Origin of the sequence: Kitasatospora sp. NPDC101176, from assembly GCF_044768035.1 — a bacterium.
GTDB lineage: Bacteria > Actinomycetota > Actinomycetes > Streptomycetales > Streptomycetaceae > Kitasatospora.
The window spans coordinates 40,427-58,958 of sequence record NZ_JBIWPA010000048.1; the positions used below are offsets into that span (position 1 = coordinate 40,427).

Here is an 18,532-nt window from a genome sequence, read left to right on the forward strand (position 1 = left end):
GTTCTCACCGGTGTGGCGCGGCACCGGGTGTTGTAATCTGTCATCCGGACGATGACACACATCAAGTCAGCGAAAGAGTGACGACATGGACACTCCGGACGTCGGCGCCGCCAGGGTGGGGCCGGCCTCGTTCCTGGCCGCCGCCGCCGCGCTGGGCGCGATGGACGCCGCCGCCCGAACCGCCCGCCACGCGCCCCCGGACGACGCAGGCCACCAGGACCCGGCCCAGGCCCTGTCCGCGCTCCTGCTGCTGCGCCACCTTCGCGAGGAACTCGCCGGCTGGGAGACCGGTCTGATCGAGACCGCCCGCGGCGCCGGTGCCACCTGGGCCGACCTCGCCGAACCGATGGGCGTCCAGAGCCGCCAGGCCGCCGAACGCCGTTACCTGCGCATGCGCCCCGACGCCGACGCCGGCACCGAGGCCGGCAGCACCGGGGAGCAGCGCGTCCAGGCCGCACGCGATCAGCGCGCCGCCGACCGCGCGGTGACCACCTGGGCCCGCGACAACGCCGCGGACCTGCGCCGCCTCGCCGGACAGATCGGCGCCCTGGACGGCCTCAACGCCTCGGCGGCGCCCGTCATGGAACGACTGCTGGACGCGCTCGGCGACAACGACGCCGTCCACCTGCTCGCCCCGCTCGCTGCGACCCGGCCCTTCCTGGAAGCGGCCCACCCGGCCATCGCCGGCCGCCTCGATGAGCTCACCGTCCGCACCGACCAGCTGCGCGCCGACAGCGGTCGGCACCGCCGCACGCCCCCGGCCGGTGCGTGACGGCCCCGGCCGGGTCGGGGCCTGAGCGAGTCGACGCCGTGCGGCCCTCGTGTCCCCTGGCTGGCAACGGTGGTGGACCGTCACCGATGCCGGAGGCCCTGCCCCGCTGGCGCCGCCCTCGAGGAGATGCCCGCAGCCGGCCGCGCGGCACGCCCGTACGGCCCGACAACCAGACTCGAACCCCTCACTGCCCGATAGCCTTTCGACTGAAGGAGACGCCTCCCGTGGCCAGCCCGACCGAGACGCTGGAGTTCCAGGCGGAGACACGCCAGCTGCTGCAGCTGGTGATCCACTCGATCTACTCGAACAAGGACATCTTCCTGCGGGAGCTGATCTCCAACGCCTCAGACGCCCTGGACAAGCTCCGCCTGGAATCCCTCACCGACACCGACCTCGAAGCCGACACCTCCGACCTGCACATCACGCTGGAGGTCGACGCGGCGGCCCGCACCCTGACGGTGCGCGACAACGGCATCGGCATGACCCGCGAGGACGTCGTCGACCTGATCGGCACCATCGCCAAGTCCGGCACCGCGAGCCTGCTGGCCAAGATCAAGGAGGCCAAGGACGCGGACGCCGCGCAGCACCTGATCGGGCAGTTCGGCGTCGGTTTCTACTCGGCGTTCATGGTCGCCGACAAGGTCACCCTCCACACCCGCCGAGCCGGCACCGATCAGGGCACCGTGTGGGAGTCCGACGGAGAAGGCACCTACACCATCGCGCCGGCGGACGGTCTGCCGGTGGGAACCTCGGTCACGTTGCACCTCAAGCCGGCGGACGGCGAGGACGGTCTCGGCGACTACCTCGCGGCGTGGAAGATCCGCCAGGTCGTCAAGCAGTACTCGGACTTCATCCGCTGGCCCATCCGCATGGCCTCCGAGCCCGTCGGCACCACGGGCGAGGCCGAGGGCGCTGCCGAGTCCGCCTCCGGGGACGAGGCCGCGGGGGAGCCGGAGACGCTGAATTCGATGAAGGCCCTGTGGGCACGCCCGCGCTCGGAGGTGACGGAGGGCGAGTACCACGAGTTCTACCGGCAGATCAGCCACGACTGGCAGGACCCGGCCGAGACCATCCACATGCGCGCCGAGGGCACGTTCGAGTACGAGGCGCTGCTGTTCATCCCTGCCCACGCCCCGTTCGACCTGTTCTCCCGCGACACCAAGCGCGGGGTGCAGCTGTACGTCAAGCGCGTGTTCATCATGGACGACTGCGACGCGCTGATGCCGAACTACCTGCGCTTCGTCAAGGGTGTCGTGGACGCCCACGACCTGTCGCTGAACGTCTCCCGTGAGATCCTGCAGCACGACCGCCAGATCACCGCGGTACGCCGGCGCCTGGTCAAGAAGGTCCTCGCCGCCATCAAGGCCATGCAGACCAAGGACAGCGAGACCTACACGAAGGTGTGGGAGCAGTTCGGCCGGGTCCTCAAGGAAGGCCTGCTCGAGGACCGCGACAACACCGACACCCTCCTCGAACTCGTCTCGGCCGCCTCCACCCACGACGTGGAGAAGACGACCACGCTGCGCGAGTACGTCGCGCGGATGAAGGACGGCCAGGACGCGATCTACTACCTGACCGGCGAGAACCGCGCCATGGCGGAGAACTCCCCGCACATGGAGGCCTTCACCGCCAAGGGTTACGAGGTCCTCATCCTCACCGACCCCGTCGACGAGGTCTGGACCGACCAGATCCCCGCCTTCGACGGCCACCGCTTCCAGTCCATCGCCAAGGGCCAGGTCGACCTCGACGACGAAGCCGACGGTGACGGCGGCGAGGAGGCGAAGGCGCAGAAGGCCCAGCGCGAACAGGACTTCGCCGCTCTCCTCGCGTGGCTCCAGACCGCCCTGGCCGACCACGTCAAGCAGGTCCGCCTCTCCACCCGCCTGACCACCTCCGCCGCGTGCCTCGTCGGGGACGCCCACGATCTCACCCCGACCCTGGAGAGGATGTACCGGGCCATGGGCCAGGACCTCCCCCAGGTCAAGCGCATCCTCGAACTCAACCCAGGCCACCCGCTCGTCACCGCCCTGCACCAGGCCCACCAGGCGAACCCCGACGAGCCGGCACTCGCGGACACCGCAGAACTCCTCCACGGCAGCGCCCTGCTCGCCGAAGGCGGCGACCTGCCCGACCCGGCCCGCTTCGCCCGTCTGCTCACCGATCGTCTCGCCCGTACCCTGTAGCCGTCCGCGGGTGCGGCCCGTCGTCGTCGGCAGTGCCCGGCCGGCCGCACCCGTGCCACTCGGCCGCACCCGTGCCCCGGCCGGAACCGACCGGGCCGACCGGGCCGGACGGTGAGTCGAGGGCTGATCGGTGGATCGAGGGCACGACACGCATGTATTAGTCACATTATGTCACTGAATAGTTACATCATGTGACCCGTCCGTGTGAGTCGTGCCTTTCACCGATGAGGGGTCCCATGTTCGTTCGACCGGCTTTCGCCAGGCTCTGGCCGGTGGTCGTTCCATCAGCGATCGGCGGGCTCCTCGCCGTCACCCTGGCCGGTGGGGCGTCCGCCGGGCCCCCGCCGAGCGGGCGGCCGTCGGGCGGGGAGAGGGCGGGCGCCGCGCGGGCCGCGGGTGACGCGGTGGTCGGGATCCAGAAGCGGGTGACGGGCGCGACGATGCCGGTGGAGGCCGGCGGGGTGTTCTCCTACGAGCTCACGGCGAGCTGCTCCTCGCTCACCACCTCCTGCGTCAACCCGGTGATCGAGGACGTCCTGCCGCCGGAGTTCGACATCACCTCCCTGCCGAGGACCACCGACACCCGCACGGTCGTCTACGACGCCTCGACGCGGAAGCTGACCATCACCTTCGCCGAACCGCTGCCGAGCCCGCCGGCGCCGGCCGGCAGCACCGGGCTGCCCGCCGGCGCCAGCCGCAACCTCCCGATCGGGATGCGGGTGCCGAAGGAGACCACCCTGCAGGACGGCGCGACCGTCCGGAACACGGCGACGATCAAGGCCGACAACGCCTCCTCGGCCGAGGACGGCGCCGACGTCACGGTGCGGATCCCGCGGGTCGTGCGGCCGGTCACGAGCAAGAAGTGGGCCGACGGGTCCGCCGTGGCGCAGTCGCGCGCGGACAGCACCGTCACGCTCGGGGTGCGCAACGGATCGTCCACCTCGGCGGCGGTGGCCCGGCTCACCGTCGAGGACGACACCCCGGCCACGTTCGACCACTTCGACCTCACCGGCGTCGGGCCGGTGACCCGGTTCCCGGCCGGTGCCGACCGGGTGCGGGTCCTGGTGTGCACCAAGCCCGTCGGCTCGCCGTGCGCGGCGGACGAGTACCTGGCCGGGCCGCCCACCGCGGGCCCCGACCTCCAGCTGCCGGGTCAGGCCCCGGCCGGCTCGGTGACCGGGGTGCGACTGGAGTTCACCGGCTCCGGCGGCACACCGCTCCCGTACGACCGGGAGGGCGGGGAGGTGCCGCTGCACCTGAAGCTGCGGGACACCGTCCGCTCGACCGGTCAACCGCTCGCGCCCACCACCCGCCAGAGCGTCCGCAACTGCGCCGCCACCACGGCCGAGGACCCGGTCGCCGGGAAGGTGACGGGTGAACAGGCCTGCGCCGACTACGACATCCTGCCCAACATCGCCACCGTCGAGGCGGGCAAGGAGTTCTTCTCCGACACCGACGGTGACTTCACCGCCGACGGCAGCGCCGTCCTGGGCACCCGGGCCCCCGTCACCGTGCTCGCCACCGGCCGCAACACCGCCTCCTTCCCGGTCGCCTCCATCACCGTCACCGAGCCCTCGGCGCACACCCCGAGCGCGTTCGACAAGGTGGACGTCGGCAGGCTGCGGGTGACCTTCCCCGCCGGCGCGAGCGCCGCCACGGTGCGGGTGACCTGCCGGGACGGCAGCACGCCCGCCGCCGTCAGCCTCGCCCAGCCGCCGACCACCCAGGACCTCCCCGCCACCGGGTGCCCGCCCGGCAGCCCCCCGAGCCGGGTGTCGGCCACCTTCACCGGCACCGAGGCCACCGGCCTGGGCACCATCGCGCCGAACGCGGCCGCCGGCCTGGCCCTGCACGGCTCGCTGAACGACCGGGTCACCGCCGACGACACCAGGGACGGCGTGCGCAACTGCGTGGACGCCACCGCGGGCAACCCCGTGAACGGGGCCGGGGAAGGGACCTCCACCGCCTGCCGGTCCCTGCCGGTCGAGGACCCGAGGACGGACGTCCGCCAGTCCAAGACGGCCAGCCAGAACGACCTGCCGCCCGGCCAGCCGGTGACCTTCACCCTCGACCTGGCGAACGAGGGCAACGGCCCGATGGCCCGGCCGGCGATCACCGACCCGGCCGACCCCACCGCGAGCGGCACCGTCTTCGACGCCGCCGCGCTCACCGACCTGACCGTCTCCTACCGCTACCCCTACGGACTGCCCGTCCAGCTGGAGGTGTACGACCCCACCGCCCGCGGGTGGGTCCCGTACGACGCCGCCGACCGGGCCCTGCTGGACCGCGCCCGGGGCGTCCGCGCCCGTGTGGACGGTGACCTGGCCCCGCACGGCCGACTGATCGTCACCGTGACCGTCGTACGCCGCGACGGCGTGCCGGACGGCCGGAGCTTCCGCAACTGCATGCAGATCACCAGCGGCGGCAACCCGGTCGGCGGCCCCGCCTGCACCCACGAGGACACCACCACCGCCCCCGCCCGCACCGGCGGATCCGTCCAGAAGAGCCTCGCCCCCTCCACCGTCGCCCGCACCCTGCCCAGCGTCCCCCGGCCGGAGGTCGACCTCAGGATCCGCGCCGAGAACACCGGCAACACCAACCTCCGGCAGCTCGTCGTCACCGACACCGACGCGGACTTCTTCGACGCCGTCGACCTCCTGCGGATCGCCGGAGTGAGCTTCCCGCCCGGCGCGGACCGCGTCCGGGTGGACGCCTGCACCGCCGCCTGCGACACACCCGCCGCCGGCTGGACCACCGGCACCCCGACCGGCGACACCACACCCGCCCTGCCCGCCGGCGTCGACGCCGGCGACGTCAGGGGCCTGCGCTTCACCTTCACCGGATCCGGCGGCGGCCACGTGCTCACCCCCGGCGCCGGCTACCACCCCGACGGCCCCTGCCCGCAGGCCACCGTCTGCCTCAAGGTCGCCGCCCGCGCGACCCTGCGCTCCGACCCGGCCGCCCAGGTGCCCGGGACCCTCCGGGACACGGCCCGCGCCGCCGGCGAGAGCAGCCTCCAGCAGCCCGGCACCCTCTTCCCCTTCGGCGACAGCACCGCCACCCTCACCCTCGAGGAGGGCACGGCCAGGATCGCCGTCACCAAGACCCCCGACAGCCGGATCGGCCCCGGTGAGAGCGCGCCCTTCACCATCACCGTCCGCAACACCGGCACCGGCCCGCTGCCCGACCCGGTCGTCGCCGACCCCGTCCCCGCGCTGCTGCGCTTCGACGAGACCTACGCCGGCGCCGGTGGACTGCCCTTCCGGATCACCGCGAGCGGACCGGGCACCAACCCGCCCCCGGCACCCGCCTACCAGCCGCAGCGCGACGCCACCGGCCGCATCACCAAGGCCGTCTGGGACTTCAGCGGATTCACGCTGCTCCCCGGCGCCGAGATCAGGATCACCTTCCAGGTCCGGCTCGCCCCCGGCGTCCCGGGCGACACCGTCGTCCAGAACACCGCCGGGGCCGGCTCCAGGGCCCGGCCCGACCTCGACTGCCGACACGACTCCGACCGCGACGGCAAGGCGGTCGACGACACCGCCGACTTCGGGCCGGGCACCTACTGCACGTCCCGCGCCGAGATCAGCACCCGGGCCGGCACCGCGTTCGAAGCCGCCAAGTGGGTCACCGGCGATCCCGGCCTCGGCTTCTACAACGCGGCCACCCGCAGCTACGCGGCCACCGACTCACCCGGCTGCCCCGTCCTCCGGCAGGGCGGTCGGACCTACACCCAGTACCCCTGCACCGCGCTCGTGCTGCCCGGCCAGAAGTACGAATACCTGATCCACGCGGTCAACACCGGGACCGAGCCGGCCGAACAGATCAGGCTGCTCGACGTCCTCCCGCACCAGGGCGACACCGGGGTCCTCCTCGGCGACCAGCAGCGCGGCACCGAGTGGCAGCCCCGCCCGGCCCTCGCCGGCGCCCCCGTCCTCACCGGCCCCGGCGCCCTCACCACCCGGTACTCCACCGTGACCAGCCCCTGCGGCGCCACCGTCCGGACGCCCGGCCGTGCGTGCGAGCCCGGCAACTGGCAGGACGCGTTCACCCCCGACGCCACCGGGATCGAGCTGGGCATCGGCTTCGACCCGCTGCTCAAGCCCGGCGCGGAGGTGTTCATCAGCCTGCCGATGTCCGCGCCGGTCGACCTCACCCAGCCGCACGACCCGTCGATCGCCTGGAACTCCTTCGCGCACTCCGAGACCGTCGTGCGCGACGGCGCCCCCGAGGACCTCCCCACCACGGAGCCGCCCAAGGTCGGCATCGGCATGCGCTTCGGCAACCTGCGCGTCGACAAGGCCGTCACCGGCCTGCCCGAGGGCCTGCCGCCCGGCCCCTACACCCTCGCCTACCGGTGCACCGTCACCCCCGAGGGCGGCCCGGCCCGGACCGTCCGCGAAGGCACCTGGGACATCACCCCGTACACGCCCATGGCTCTGGTCGGCGTGCCCGCCGGAGCGACCTGCCGGGTCTGGGAGACCGACCCTGCCGGAGCCACCAGCCCCAGCCTCGGCGAGGCCAACGCCCAGCAGGTGGTGATCACCCCGGCCACCCCCGACCAGGAGGGGCAGCACCTGGTCATCAGTAACGAGTACCGCACCGCGAGCCTGCGGATCCGCAAGGCCGTCACCGGTGCGGCCGCCAAGGACGTCGGCAAGGGCCCCTTCACCGTCCGGGTCGACTGCACCCTCGCCGGACAGCCCCTGACGGGCTTCCCCAAGGACCTGGTCTTCGCGGGCGAGGGCCTCCAGTCCCTCGACCACGTCCCCGGCGGAGCGCACTGCACCGCCACCGAACCCGCCGCCGGCGGCGCCACCACCGTCACCGTCAGCGCCACCGACTCCGCGGGCGGCGGCACCGGCACCGCCGTCGTCGGCTCCGTCCCCGGCAAGGCCGCCGGCCTCACCGTCACCAACGACTTCCCGACCGGATCCCTGCGCGTCACCAAGAAGCTGGACGGCCCCGGCACCCGGTACGCCGACCGCACGTTCCGCTTCCGCATCGCCTGCTCCTTCGACGGGAAGCCGGACGCGGTCGTCCGCGGCCTGGCCCTCAAGGCCCCCGGCCTCACCGGGACCGTCGACGACCTGCCCGCCGGCGCCGAGTGCACCGTCACCGAGACCGACACCGCGGGTGCCGACAGCACTCCGCCCCCGGTCGGCCCGGTGACCGTCCGGCCCGGCGGCGGCCCGGTCGACACCGTGGTCGTCGACGTCACCAACACCTTCTCGCTCGGCACCCTGACCGTCACCAAGGAGGTCACCGGCGCCCCTGCCGACGCCCCGTACGTGCGGGACGCCGTCTTCAGCCTCCGCGTCACCTGCGTCCGCGAGGCGGAGGGGACCGACGGCGCACCGGCCGTCGCCTTCGTCGTCCGCAAGCGCTACGACCTCAAGGCGGGCGGGAGCATCCGCATCCCGGACCTGCCCATCGGGGCGCGCTGTTGGGCGGAGGAGCCGGACAAGGCGGGTGCGACCGACGCCGCGGTCGACCACGGCGGCTTCGCCGACGCGGCGGTCGTCACCACCGCGAACCCCGACATCACCGTCACCGCGACCAACACCTTCACCACCGGTGGCCTCAAGCTGGTCAAGCAGGTCACCGGCGACGCGGCCGAGTTCGCCCGGGACCGCAGCTTCACCCTGCTCCTGACCTGCACCGTCGCCTCCGGGAACGGCTCCGTCCGCACCCTCGTGGACCGGCGCCCGTACACGCTCGACGGCGCGGGCGAGCGCGAGATCGACGACCTCGGGTACCCGTTGCCGGCCGGGGCCCGCTGCTGGGCCACCGAGAGCCGCACCGGCGGAGCCACGACGCACGCCGTCGACCACCACTCGCCGGACACGGCGGTCGTCATCGGCACCGGCCGGACCGTCGCCGTCACCGCCGTCAACACCTTCCGCCGGGCCCGGTTGACCGTCGACAAGAAGGTGAAGGGCACCGGCTCCGGCCCGTACGCCTTCGCGGTCACCTGCGTGCTCCTCGACGCCGACGGCCGGGAACTGCCCGTCACCCTGCCGCCGGAGGACGCCCGGTTCACCCTCGACGCGGACGGACACCGCACCATCGGGGTGCCCGCCGGGGCGCGGTGCACGGTGACCGAGGTCGACCCGCCGGCGAACGCCGTCGTCACCGTCGAGGACACCGACCCGGGGACACCCGCGGGAACGGTCCAGGTGGGTGACCAGGGGGCGGTGACCTTCACCAACGAGTTCCCCGTGAACCCGCCCTCGCCGAGCCCGTCGCCGTCGCCGAGCTCTTCGCCGTCGCCGACGCACTCACATTCGCCGAGCCCGTCGCCGACGCACTCGCACTCGCCGAGCCCCTCGCCGAGCCCGTCGCCCAGCCCCTCGCCCCACCCGACTCCGACGCACTCCCACTCCGGTTCACTCCCGGCGCACCCCAGCACGTCCCCGCACCCGGGACCGCTGCCCGGGACGGGGACGACCACCGACGGGACCCGGCTGGCCGTCATCGCGCTGGTCACCGCGGCTCTCGGCCTCGGACTCGTGGTGTTCAGGAGGAGGTCGCGGTAGCGGCGGCACCGCGGCAACAGCCCTCCGGCTCCCGGCGCTCGCGCCGGGAGCCGGAGGGCTGTTCGGCCCCGGAGTGGGAGGGCCCCGCTTCACGCAGAGCGTTCAGTCTTCATCCATTGCAATGAATCGCCAGCTGTCGTTGCGTTAGATTTAGAGCCTCTGCAACGATTTAACGGCCATGACCTGCGTGTATGTCAGTTTTGCGCAACGAGTGGGTTGTTGATATCTGGAAAGCAACGTAGCTTTTCCGTTGTCAGAAACGCGAAGCGCAAAGCACGGGAGAAGCATCATGCAGACGATCGACCCCCGCCCCGAACTGCAGCAGGCGATCCAGGAAGCGGTCGACGCCGGCTTCGCCGGGGTGCAGCTGAGGGTCCACGACGAGCGCGGCGAGTGGGTCGGCAGCGCCGGGGTGCGCGAGCTCGGCGAGAGTGCCGAACCGCCGACGGACGGCCGGTTCTGGACGGGCAGCGTCGTCAAGACCTTCACCGCGACCGCGGTGCTGCAGCTGGTGGCCGAGGGGAGGATCGGCCTGGACGACCCGGTGGCCGACCACCTGTCCGAGTTCGGGCTGGACGGGCGGATCACGGTCCGGATGCTGCTGCAGCACACCAGCGGGCTGTTCAACTACACCGGCGAGTACTACGAGGACGGCACGATCGTGCTGGGCGTCCCCGCCACCGGCAAGGAGTGGGTGGACACCCGGTTGCGCAGCTACCGGCCGCAGGAGCTGATAGCGCTCGCCCTCTCCAAGCCTGCGCGGTTCGAGCCGGGGGCGGGCTTCAGCTACTCCAACACCAACTACACGCTGGCCGCGCTGCTGATCGAGCGGCTCGCCGGCCGCCCCTACGGCGAGGAGATGCAGCGGCGGATCCTCGGGCCGCTCGGACTGCGGGACACCGTGCTGTCGGGCGACGTCACGGACCTCCCGGAGCCGCACGCCCACGGCTACTACCGCTACCAGGACGGCGAGGAGTGGAAGGTCGCCGACGTCTCCCGCCAGAACCTCTCCCTCCTGTTCGGCGCCGGCGGCATGTACTCGACCACCCGGGACCTCCAGACCTTCGTCTCCGCGCTGAACGGCGGCACGCTGCTGCCGGCGCCGCTGCTGGCCGAGATGCGCACGCCGCACGGGCCGCTCGGCTACGGCCTCGGGCTGTTCGTCCAGGACCTGGGCCCGGACACCGGCGGCACCGTCTACCACCACAACGGCGGCGCCCCGGGCGGGTACGGCGCGCTGATGTACAGCAACCCCGACGGCAGCAGGACGCTGACCGCCGGGGTGACGACCGGGGACGCCGAGCTGAACCCGGCGGAGGTGTTCCCGAAGGTGATGGACAAGCTCGTCAAGGCGGTGTTCCAGGACGGGCCGAAGGCGAGCTGACGGGAGCGTCGCGCGCGGTCCGCCCGGGTGCGGCGGACGGGGTCCACCGCACCCGAACGCAAGACGCCTCCCCGTACGGTTCGTCCACACCGTGTTGTCCCGGGCGGCGCACGACGGGCCCGCCCGGGCCCGCCTACCTTCGCCGGAACCCGCACCACCGGACGCCGCAGGGAGCGCCGCACGTGAACTGGCTGATCCACGACTACCGCGAGGACGACCTGGCCGCCGTCGTCCACCTGATCGACAGCACCGCCGCCCTCGGGCAGGAATCCGTCTTCTCGCTCGCCGAGTGCATCACCGCGCTCACCGCGCGCCAGCCCGCCGTCGTCGCCGTCCACGACGGCACGCCGATCGGGGCCGCCCTCGCCCAGCTGGCCGGGACGGGCGAGCGGGCCTGGGTGATGCGCGTGGCGATCGCCCCGCCCTGGCGCGGCCGGGGCCTGGCCAGCGCACTCCTGCGCGAACTGGAACGACGGCTGGTCGAGGCCCGCGTCCGGCGCATCGCCTACGTGCTGCCCGAGGACGAACTGCTCGGCGAAGGACTGCACAACGCCGGCTACCAACGACGGCCCGCCGCGGCCTACTTCGAGAAGACCGAACCCGCCGCCGGCCCCGCTGCCGGCACCCTCGACGAACTCGGCGGCCGGCTCCTGGGCGGAGACCTGTGGGAGCGCGTCGCCGGGATGACCGCCGAGAAGGAGCTCATCGAACGCCGGATCGTGCTCCCCCTCGCCGAACCCGAGCGCGCGGCCCGCCACGGCGTCCGGCCCCCGCGCGCGATCACCCTCTTCGGCCCGCCCGGCACCGGCAAGACCACCTTCGCCCGGGCCATCGCCTCCCGCCTGGGCTGGCCGTTCGTCGAACTGCTGCCCTCCCGCCTCGCCGACGAGGGCAACCTCGCCGCCGCCCTGCGCAGCGCGTTCGCACGCATCGGCGAGCTGGAACGGGTACTGGTCTTCATCGACGAGGTCGAGGAGATCGCCCCCGTCCGCGGGGAGGCCGGGCAGGCCGGCGCGATGCACGGGGTGACCAACGAACTGCTCAAGCTCATCCCGGGCTTCCGCGAACGCGAAGGCCGCCTGCTGGTCTGCGCCACCAACTCCGTCCGCTCGCTCGACCCGGCCTTCCTGCGCACCGGCCGCTTCGACTACGTCATCCCGATCGGACCGCCCGACCCGGGCGCCCGCGCCGCCATCTGGTCGCGCTACGCGCTCGACTCCGACCGCGCCGACGTGGACGTCCCCGCGCTCGTCGCCGCGAGCGACCGCTTCTCACCCGCCGACATCGAGCACGCCGCGCGCATGGCGGCACAGACCGCCTTCGAACGCGACGACGCCGTCCCGGGGGCGACCACCGCCGACCACCTCGCCGCCATCGGCGCCAGCCGCCCGACGGTCACCGCCGCGATGGTCGAGGCCTTCCGCGCCGACATCGGCGCCCACGCGAGGCTGTGACCCGGGGGCCCGTCCGGCCGCGGCGGGCCTGAGCGGGTGTGGGTGGGCTCGGGCGGACTCGGGTGGGCCGGGGTCGGCGCTGATGTCGGCCCACCCCGGCCGAGGGCCTAACGCCGCCGGGTGGGCCAGGGGACGACCGCCTCCGCCTCGACGGAGTAGTCGACGCCGGGCACGTCCCAGCCGTACAGCTGCCGGAACTGGTTGTAGAACCAGGCCGGGGCGTCCGGATCGGCGGCCAGCGCCGCCGCGGGGTCGGCCCACAGCTTCCGCACCCCGTCCTGCACGTCGGCGTCGAGCTCCCAGCCGTCCAGCCGGATCCGGCCCCGCTCGTCCAGCACCGGCGCCTTCGCCCCGCTCAGCTGCTCCCACAGGTCCACGGCCTGGTCGGCGGTCGTCCGCCAGCCGTCCGCACCGAGCACGCTGCGCAGCAGGGAGGTGTAGAGGGCGATGGACGGGATGGCGGTGGACGCCTGGGTGACGGCCGCCCCGGCGACGACGGTGAACGCCCGGCCCCGGTCGCCCAGCACCTCGCGCTGCAGCCGCCCGGCGGTGTCCTCCAGGTGCTCCTTGGCGGCGCCGATGGTGCCCTGCCGGTACACCGGCGCGGTGATCTCCGAGCCGACGTAGGACAGCGCGGCGGTGGTGAAGCCCTCGGCCAGGAGGTCCGCGTCGGCCAGGGCCTGCACCCAGAGCCGCCAGTCCTCCCCTCCCATCACCTTCACCGTCGCGGCGCGCTCCGCCTCGTCGGCCGGGGCGAGGTCGACCGCTCCGACCTCGGGGAGGCCGTCCGGGAAGAGCAGCGAGGGGGAGGTGTAGGCCGCGCCGACGGGCTTGATCACCGAGTGGTGGACCTCACCGGTCGCCGGGTCCGTGCGCCGTGGCGAGGCGAGCGAGTAGACGAGGTAGTCGACCGGGCCGTAGTGCTCGGCCAGCACCCCGAGCACCTCCGCCCGGGTGGCGTCCGCGTAGGCGTCGGCGTTGACGAAGGTGAAGTCGCCGCCGGCCTGCTCGACCAGCCCGGCGGTCGCGGCGGTGCGGTACCAGCCGGCGGTCGCGGTGCGCCGCTCGTTGGCGGCCGCCTCGAAGCCGACACCGACACCGCGGACGCCGAGACGCCGCAGCCCCGCCACCAGGATGGCCAGCCCGTACCCGGCGCTCGAACCGAGCACCAGGACGACCGGTGCCCGCCCGGCGGGAGCGGCCGGGGCGATGGACCCCCAGAGCTCCTCGACACCGGCCGCGCTGCCGGTGGGGTGGGAGTTGACGATCAGGTAGCCCCGCTGCTTCGGGGTGATCTGCTGCATGCTCACGCGGTGGTGCCCTCTCCAATGGGGTACGGCCGTGCCGATCGAACAGGCCCGCCGGGCCGCCGGCGGTGCGCCGGTGGCCGACCTGCTCGCCCGGGACGGCGACGTCCGGGCGCATGACGGGGCGCCGTGAGCCGCACGCGGGGCGCGGCCGGCGACCCCGTGACCGTGCCCGGGGTGTGCGTCGTCGGTGATCGTATTTCGCCCCGCCGACCGCCGCCCGTGCCAGAGCACGACGGAGGATCCCCGCCGCGGTTGTAGGGTCCGCCCTTGCCACCGGAGTCCTTCGTGGGCTATCCGGCTCCCATCGGCAGCCGGCCCGCGGCCGGTCGGCGCCGGACTCGGATGCCGACGCCGCCGCGCGTTCAGGACGCCGGTGTCGGGGCGGGGGTGGGGCGGGTGCGCTCGAAGGCGTGGCCGACGCGCAGGAGGGTCTGCTCCCCGAGGGGGCGGCCGAGGAGTTGCAGGCCGATCGGCAGGCCCGCCGCGTCCTGGCCGGCCGGGACGGTCAGGGCCGGTACCCCGGTGATGTTGGCGGGTGCGGAGAGGCGCACCAGGGCGTCGGAGACGCCTTCGGTGGTGCCGTCCGGCCAGGTGACCGTCTCCTCACCCGCCCGCACCGCGGTCAGCGGGACGGCCGGGGCGGCGATCACGTCCACCGTCTCCCACAGGCGGGCCCACTCCTGCCGCATCAGGGTCCGGGAGCGCTGGGCCCGCAGGTAGTCCCCGGCGGTCAGCAGCTCGCCGGCCTCCAGGAGGACGCGGACGTCGGCCTGGTAGAGCTCGGGCACCGTGCGCAGGGTGCGTTCGTGGTAGGCGGTGGCCTCGGGCACCATCAGGCCCCACTGGGTCGCCTGGAGGTAGCGGGTCATCGGGACGTCGACCTCGACCAGTCGCGCGCCGAGGGCCTCCAGCTGCCCGACGGCGTGCCGGACGGCGCTCTCCACCTCCGGGTCGACGTGGTCGAAGTAGTGGGTCCGGGGCAGGCCGATGCGCAGGCCCGTCAGGTCCGGGTCGTCCGCCGGCCGGTAGTCCGCGGCGGGCACGTCCAGCGAGGCCGGGTCGCGCGGGTCGTGCCCGGCGAGGGCGGTCAGGACGGTGGCGGCGTCCTCGACGGTGCGGGTGATCGGGCCGACGTGGTCCAACGACCAGGACAGCGACGTGACGCCGTGTCGGGGCACCAGCCCGTAGGTCGGCTTGAGACCGACGACCCCGTTGAGCGCGGCGGGCACCCGGATCGACCCGCCGGTGTCGGTGCCCAGGGCGAAGGTCGCGGTTCCCGAGGCGACGGCCACCGCGGACCCGCCGCTCGAACCGCCGGCGATCCGGTCGTGGGCCCGGGCGTTGCGGGTCTGCGGGGTGGTGAGGCCGTACGCGAACTCGTGGGTGTGCGTCTTGCCGACCAGGACCGCGCCGGCGTCCGCCAGCCGGGCGGCGACCGTGCTGTCGGCCCGGGCACGGTGGCCGGCACGGACCCGGGAGCTGGCGGTGGTGGGCGTTCCCGCGATGTCGATCAGGTCCTTGAGCCCCATCGGGACGCCGTGCAGCGGCCCCCGGTACCGGCCGTGCGCCACCTCGTGCTCGGCCGCGCGGGCGGCCCGGCGCGCCCGGTCCGCGGTGACGGCGACGTAGGCGCCGAGCTGCGGCTCGACCTGGTCGACGCGGGCGAGGACCGATTCCACCAGCTCGACGGGGGACAGCCGCCGGGAGCGGATCGCGTCCGAGGCGGCGGTGAGGGAGAGCTCATACGGCTGCACGGCGGCCTCCTCCTTCCGCGCGGTAGGCGGCGGCGGGCGGGGTGTCCCCGAAGTCCAGCTCGCGCAGGACGGCGACGACGGACCGGATGTGGTTCGCGGTGGTCGCGACGGCGGTGTGCCGGTCGGCGGCGAGCGGGAGGCCGGCGAGGGCGGCCCAGCGGGCCGCCTCCGGCGGTGTGAGTCCGGCGGTGGACATGGTGGGTTGTTCCTTTCGGCCGAGGCGGGAGCAGCGGAGCCCTCGCGCCACAAAAGCGAAATGTTTGCGTTAGTGGACTGTAGGGTCCGCTGGGCTCTTAAAGCAAATCTTTTGCGTTTACCGCCCCCGGGCGGCCCGGGGGCGGCCAGGGTGCGGCCCGGGGCCGGGCCGTAGGGTGCCGGGCATGACCGATGACTTTCCGGGGGACGGCGCGGGCCGTGAAGGTGGGGCTACGGGTAAGCGGTTGGCCGATCCGGGGTGGTTGGTGAACGGCGATCCGGAGCAGGTGGTGGCGGCGCTGGACGGGGCCGTCGGGCCGGAGGAGCTGGCGGCCGCCGCCGTGTACCGGGCGTCGGGGCACGTGCACCGGGAGTCCGGGGCACGGGTGCGGCGGCAGCTGCTGGCGCTGGACGCCGCCCGGTACGGACGACGGGAGTTGGCGAGGAGCCTGGCCGCGGTGACGGCCGACGGGGAGCCCGGCGGGCCCGGCGAGGCCTGGGGCGTGCGGTGGGCGACCGGTACCGATCTGGACTCCCGGTTGCGGTACGCGGTGCCCGCGCCGGCCGGGGTGGTCGCGGTGGCGAGCGTGGTCGCGGCGGATCGCGCCCTCGCCGTCGTCGGCTGCGAGGACGGCACGCTGGCCTGGTGGGACGTGGTGACCGGCGGGAAGGCCGGCGCGGTCGCGACCGGCTCCCGGGGCGCGGTCCGCGCGCTGGCCACGGCGGTGGTGGACGGCCGCCCCGTGGCGGTCACCGGCCACTCCCGGGGGACGGTCCTGGTCTGGGACCTCGCCGGGGGCCAACTGGTCGCCACCCACCGGGGCGTGGACGACTCGTGGGTGAACGCGCTCGCCACCGGACTGGTCGACGGCCGGCCGGTCGTGGTGAGCGGCGGCACCGACCGAATGCTGCGGGTGTGGGACCTGGCCGACCGCACCGGCGGCGGTGCGCTCCTGACCGTGCGGACCGGAAGCGTGCACGCGCTGGCCCTGGCGGTGCTGGAGGGCCGCCCCGTCGCCGTGACCGGTCACGACGAGGGGGTCGTCCGGCGGTGGGACCTGCTCTCCGGGCGGCAGTTGAGCGCCGGCGGCGACCACGTCGAGGCGCCCGAGGGTGACCGGGAGGAGCACGCGGACGACGAGGACGACGCGGGCGACGGCGGGGGGTACCGCCGCTGCGTCACCATGGAGCTCAACGCCAGGACGCGCCTGCTGGCCACGGACCCGGAGGCCGCCGTCCCGCTGGCCGTCAGCGCCACCACCTTCGACTCCGCCGTCCGGGACCTGGCCACGGGCGAGCCGGTGGGCGAGCCCGGCCCGGCGTACGTGGCGGCGGCGGCCGTGACGACGCTCGGGAGCCGCCCCGCCGCCGTGGTGGCCTTCGAGGGCAGGGGGCCGGTCCAGGTCTGGGACCTGTCCGCCCGCACGCACCTGCGCCTGCCGCTGATCGGCCACCAGGGCGCGGTGCGGGGAGTGGCGACGGCGGTGGCGAAGGGGCGCCACCTCGCCCTGACCGGCGGTGAGGACCGATCGGTCCGGGTCTGGGACCTCGGCGGCGACCAGCGGGCGGGTGCCTGGTCGACCGGTCACGCGGGCCCCGTGCACGCGGTCACCACGGCCGTCGTGGACGGCCGCCCCGTCGTCCTCAGCGGCGGCGCGGACGCCCGGGTGCGGTGCTGGGACCTGGACGGCGGGGAGCCGGGGGAGCCGCTCGCCGCCGGGGACACCGCGGTGGGGCTGCTGGCGGTGGGCGCGGTGGACGGCCGGCCCGCCCTCCTGGCCCGCGATTCCGTGGAGACGGTGCGGATCTGGGACCTCGCCACCCGGGAACCGCTGCACGGGCGGTCGACGAGCGAGTACACCAGCCCGTCCATCACCTTCTTCGCGGTGGTGGAGGGGCGCTTCGTCGGCGTCACCTGGGAAGGGCGGGTGTGGGACCTGGTGGAGAGCCGGTGGGTCGGGGAGCGGCCGAAGCAGTCCGGGGCCATGGCCCTGGAGTCGCTCGGGGGCCGGTCCGTCCTGCTGACCGGGTGCAGGAAGGAGACGGTCCGGCTGTGGGACGTGGCCACGGGCGAGCCGGCGGGCCCGTCCTTCGCGGTGCCCGGCGGTGACGTGCGGGTGGGGGCGGTGGGCGTGCTGGACGGCCGCCCCGTCGTCGCGGCGGGAGGGGACGACGGGGCCGTGCGGGTGTGGGACGCCGGCACGGGCCGGCAGATCGGCGGGTACGCCTTTCCCGCCGGGATCCGCGGGCTGGCCGTCGCCCCGGACGGGCGGCTCGCCGTCGGCTTCGGCGCGGACCTCGCCGTCCTGGCCCACCACTGACCGCCGGCGTTCGCCGACGGCCCGCCCCCCGAAAGGGCTTTACCTCGACGGGAGGAAGGGTCGTGGGCCCGGTGCCGCTACCGGGCCCGCCCGCCGCGGTGGGGCCGTCGACCGTTCGTGGCCGGAGCGCGTCGCCGCGGCACCGGGTTCGCGCCGAGTCCGCCCGGGCTGCCCGGAGTCGGCGCGGGGGCCCGCCGGTCGCGGCCGCGCGCGGCGGTGTGTGGGGGCGTTGTGCGGGCGCTAGAGGGCCGCTGGAGAGCGGGTGGAACACGGTGGTTCGTGGCGGGTCGGCTGTGTTCTGGTGGGTGGCGGAGGGGCGGTGGCCTCGGACTTCGGGGCCGCGGAAGGGACGTAGACGCTCGCGCATGGACGTGAGTGCGGGGGCTATGGCTCGCCGGCCCGCGGTGGAATTCACTGGTGGACACGAGGACGGACGCACGGGACGCACGGACGGGCCCGGGTCCGCAGGTTGATTCGACGTCTCCGAGGGGAGTGGTCACCGTGGTTGCCAAGGGCGTTGTGGACCTTCCGGTCGATGCCGGTGTGGTGCTGGTGGTGGGTGGTACGGGTAAGACGGGTCGGCGGGTGGCGGAGCGGTTGTCGGCGCTGGGGTACGGGGT

The 18,532-nt window shown here is 74.2% G+C and carries 9 protein-coding genes; 6 read left to right on the top strand and 3 right to left on the bottom strand.

What is annotated here, in order from left to right; all coding sequences use genetic code 11:
* Positions 1–85: 85 nt before the first annotated feature.
* From ACIRS1_RS37360 to ACIRS1_RS37380, 5 genes are all read left to right on the top strand, one after another.
* A complete protein-coding gene (locus ACIRS1_RS37360; protein WP_402847029.1) occupies positions 86–772 on the top strand; it encodes a type III effector protein in 687 nt (228 codons plus the stop codon).
* 224 nt (positions 773–996) lie between these two features.
* Positions 997–2,955 carry a molecular chaperone HtpG gene (gene htpG / locus ACIRS1_RS37365; RefSeq protein ID WP_402847031.1) on the top strand — a complete coding sequence of 653 codons (1,959 nt, stop codon included), beginning with the start codon at positions 997–999 and terminating at the stop codon, positions 2,953–2,955.
* Positions 2,956–3,191: 236 nt separating this feature from the next.
* On the top strand, positions 3,192–9,494 hold the full coding sequence (locus ACIRS1_RS37370; protein ID WP_402847033.1) for a DUF5979 domain-containing protein: 6,303 nt from the start codon (positions 3,192–3,194) through the stop codon (positions 9,492–9,494).
* A gap of 289 nt (positions 9,495–9,783) precedes the next feature.
* A complete protein-coding gene (locus ACIRS1_RS37375) occupies positions 9,784–10,878 on the top strand; it encodes a serine hydrolase domain-containing protein (protein WP_402847035.1) in 1,095 nt (364 codons plus the stop codon).
* Positions 10,879–11,060: 182 nt separating this feature from the next.
* On the top strand, positions 11,061–12,332 hold the full coding sequence (locus ACIRS1_RS37380; protein ID WP_402847037.1) for an ATP-binding protein: 1,272 nt from the start codon (positions 11,061–11,063) through the stop codon (positions 12,330–12,332).
* A 107-nt stretch (positions 12,333–12,439) separates the two neighbouring features.
* Here the strand turns inward: ACIRS1_RS37380 and ACIRS1_RS37385 are convergent, their stop codons facing one another.
* The 3 genes from ACIRS1_RS37385 to ACIRS1_RS37395 all read right to left on the bottom strand — a co-directional run bounded on the left by ACIRS1_RS37385 (position 12,440) and on the right by ACIRS1_RS37395 (position 15,592).
* Complete coding sequence (locus ACIRS1_RS37385; protein WP_402847046.1) at positions 12,440–13,636, bottom strand: enoyl-[acyl-carrier-protein] reductase FabV; 1,197 nt, start codon at positions 13,634–13,636, stop codon at positions 12,440–12,442.
* Between the two features lie 368 nt (positions 13,637–14,004).
* Entirely contained in the window at positions 14,005–15,396 is a 1,392-nt protein-coding gene (locus ACIRS1_RS37390; protein ID WP_402847039.1) for an amidase, read from the bottom strand.
* Positions 15,383–15,592: a hypothetical protein gene (locus ACIRS1_RS37395; RefSeq protein WP_387900463.1), complete on the bottom strand. Its 210-nt coding sequence runs from the start codon at positions 15,590–15,592 to the stop codon at positions 15,383–15,385. The genes ACIRS1_RS37390 and ACIRS1_RS37395 overlap by 14 nt, the downstream gene beginning before the upstream one ends.
* A gap of 265 nt (positions 15,593–15,857) precedes the next feature.
* Between ACIRS1_RS37395 and ACIRS1_RS37400 the strand changes: the two genes are divergently transcribed.
* Positions 15,858–17,912, top strand: a complete 2,055-nt coding sequence (locus ACIRS1_RS37400) for a WD40 repeat domain-containing protein (protein WP_402847042.1) — start codon at positions 15,858–15,860, stop codon at positions 17,910–17,912.
* Positions 17,913–18,532: the final 620 nt, after the last annotated feature.

What these genes read in the sequence shown, in the direction of transcription:
- ACIRS1_RS37370 (WP_402847033.1), top strand. Translation starts at nt 3,192, where the DNA reads ATGTTCGTTCGACCGGCTTTCGCCAGGCTCTGGCCGGTGGTCGTTCCA.
- ACIRS1_RS37395 (WP_387900463.1), bottom strand. Translation starts at nt 15,592, where the DNA reads ATGTCCACCGCCGGACTCACACCGCCGGAGGCGGCCCGCTGGGCCGCC.
- ACIRS1_RS37360 (WP_402847029.1), top strand. Translation starts at nt 86, where the DNA reads ATGGACACTCCGGACGTCGGCGCCGCCAGGGTGGGGCCGGCCTCGTTC.
- ACIRS1_RS37375 (WP_402847035.1), top strand. Translation starts at nt 9,784, where the DNA reads ATGCAGACGATCGACCCCCGCCCCGAACTGCAGCAGGCGATCCAGGAA.
- ACIRS1_RS37385 (WP_402847046.1), bottom strand. Translation starts at nt 13,636, where the DNA reads ATGCAGCAGATCACCCCGAAGCAGCGGGGCTACCTGATCGTCAACTCC.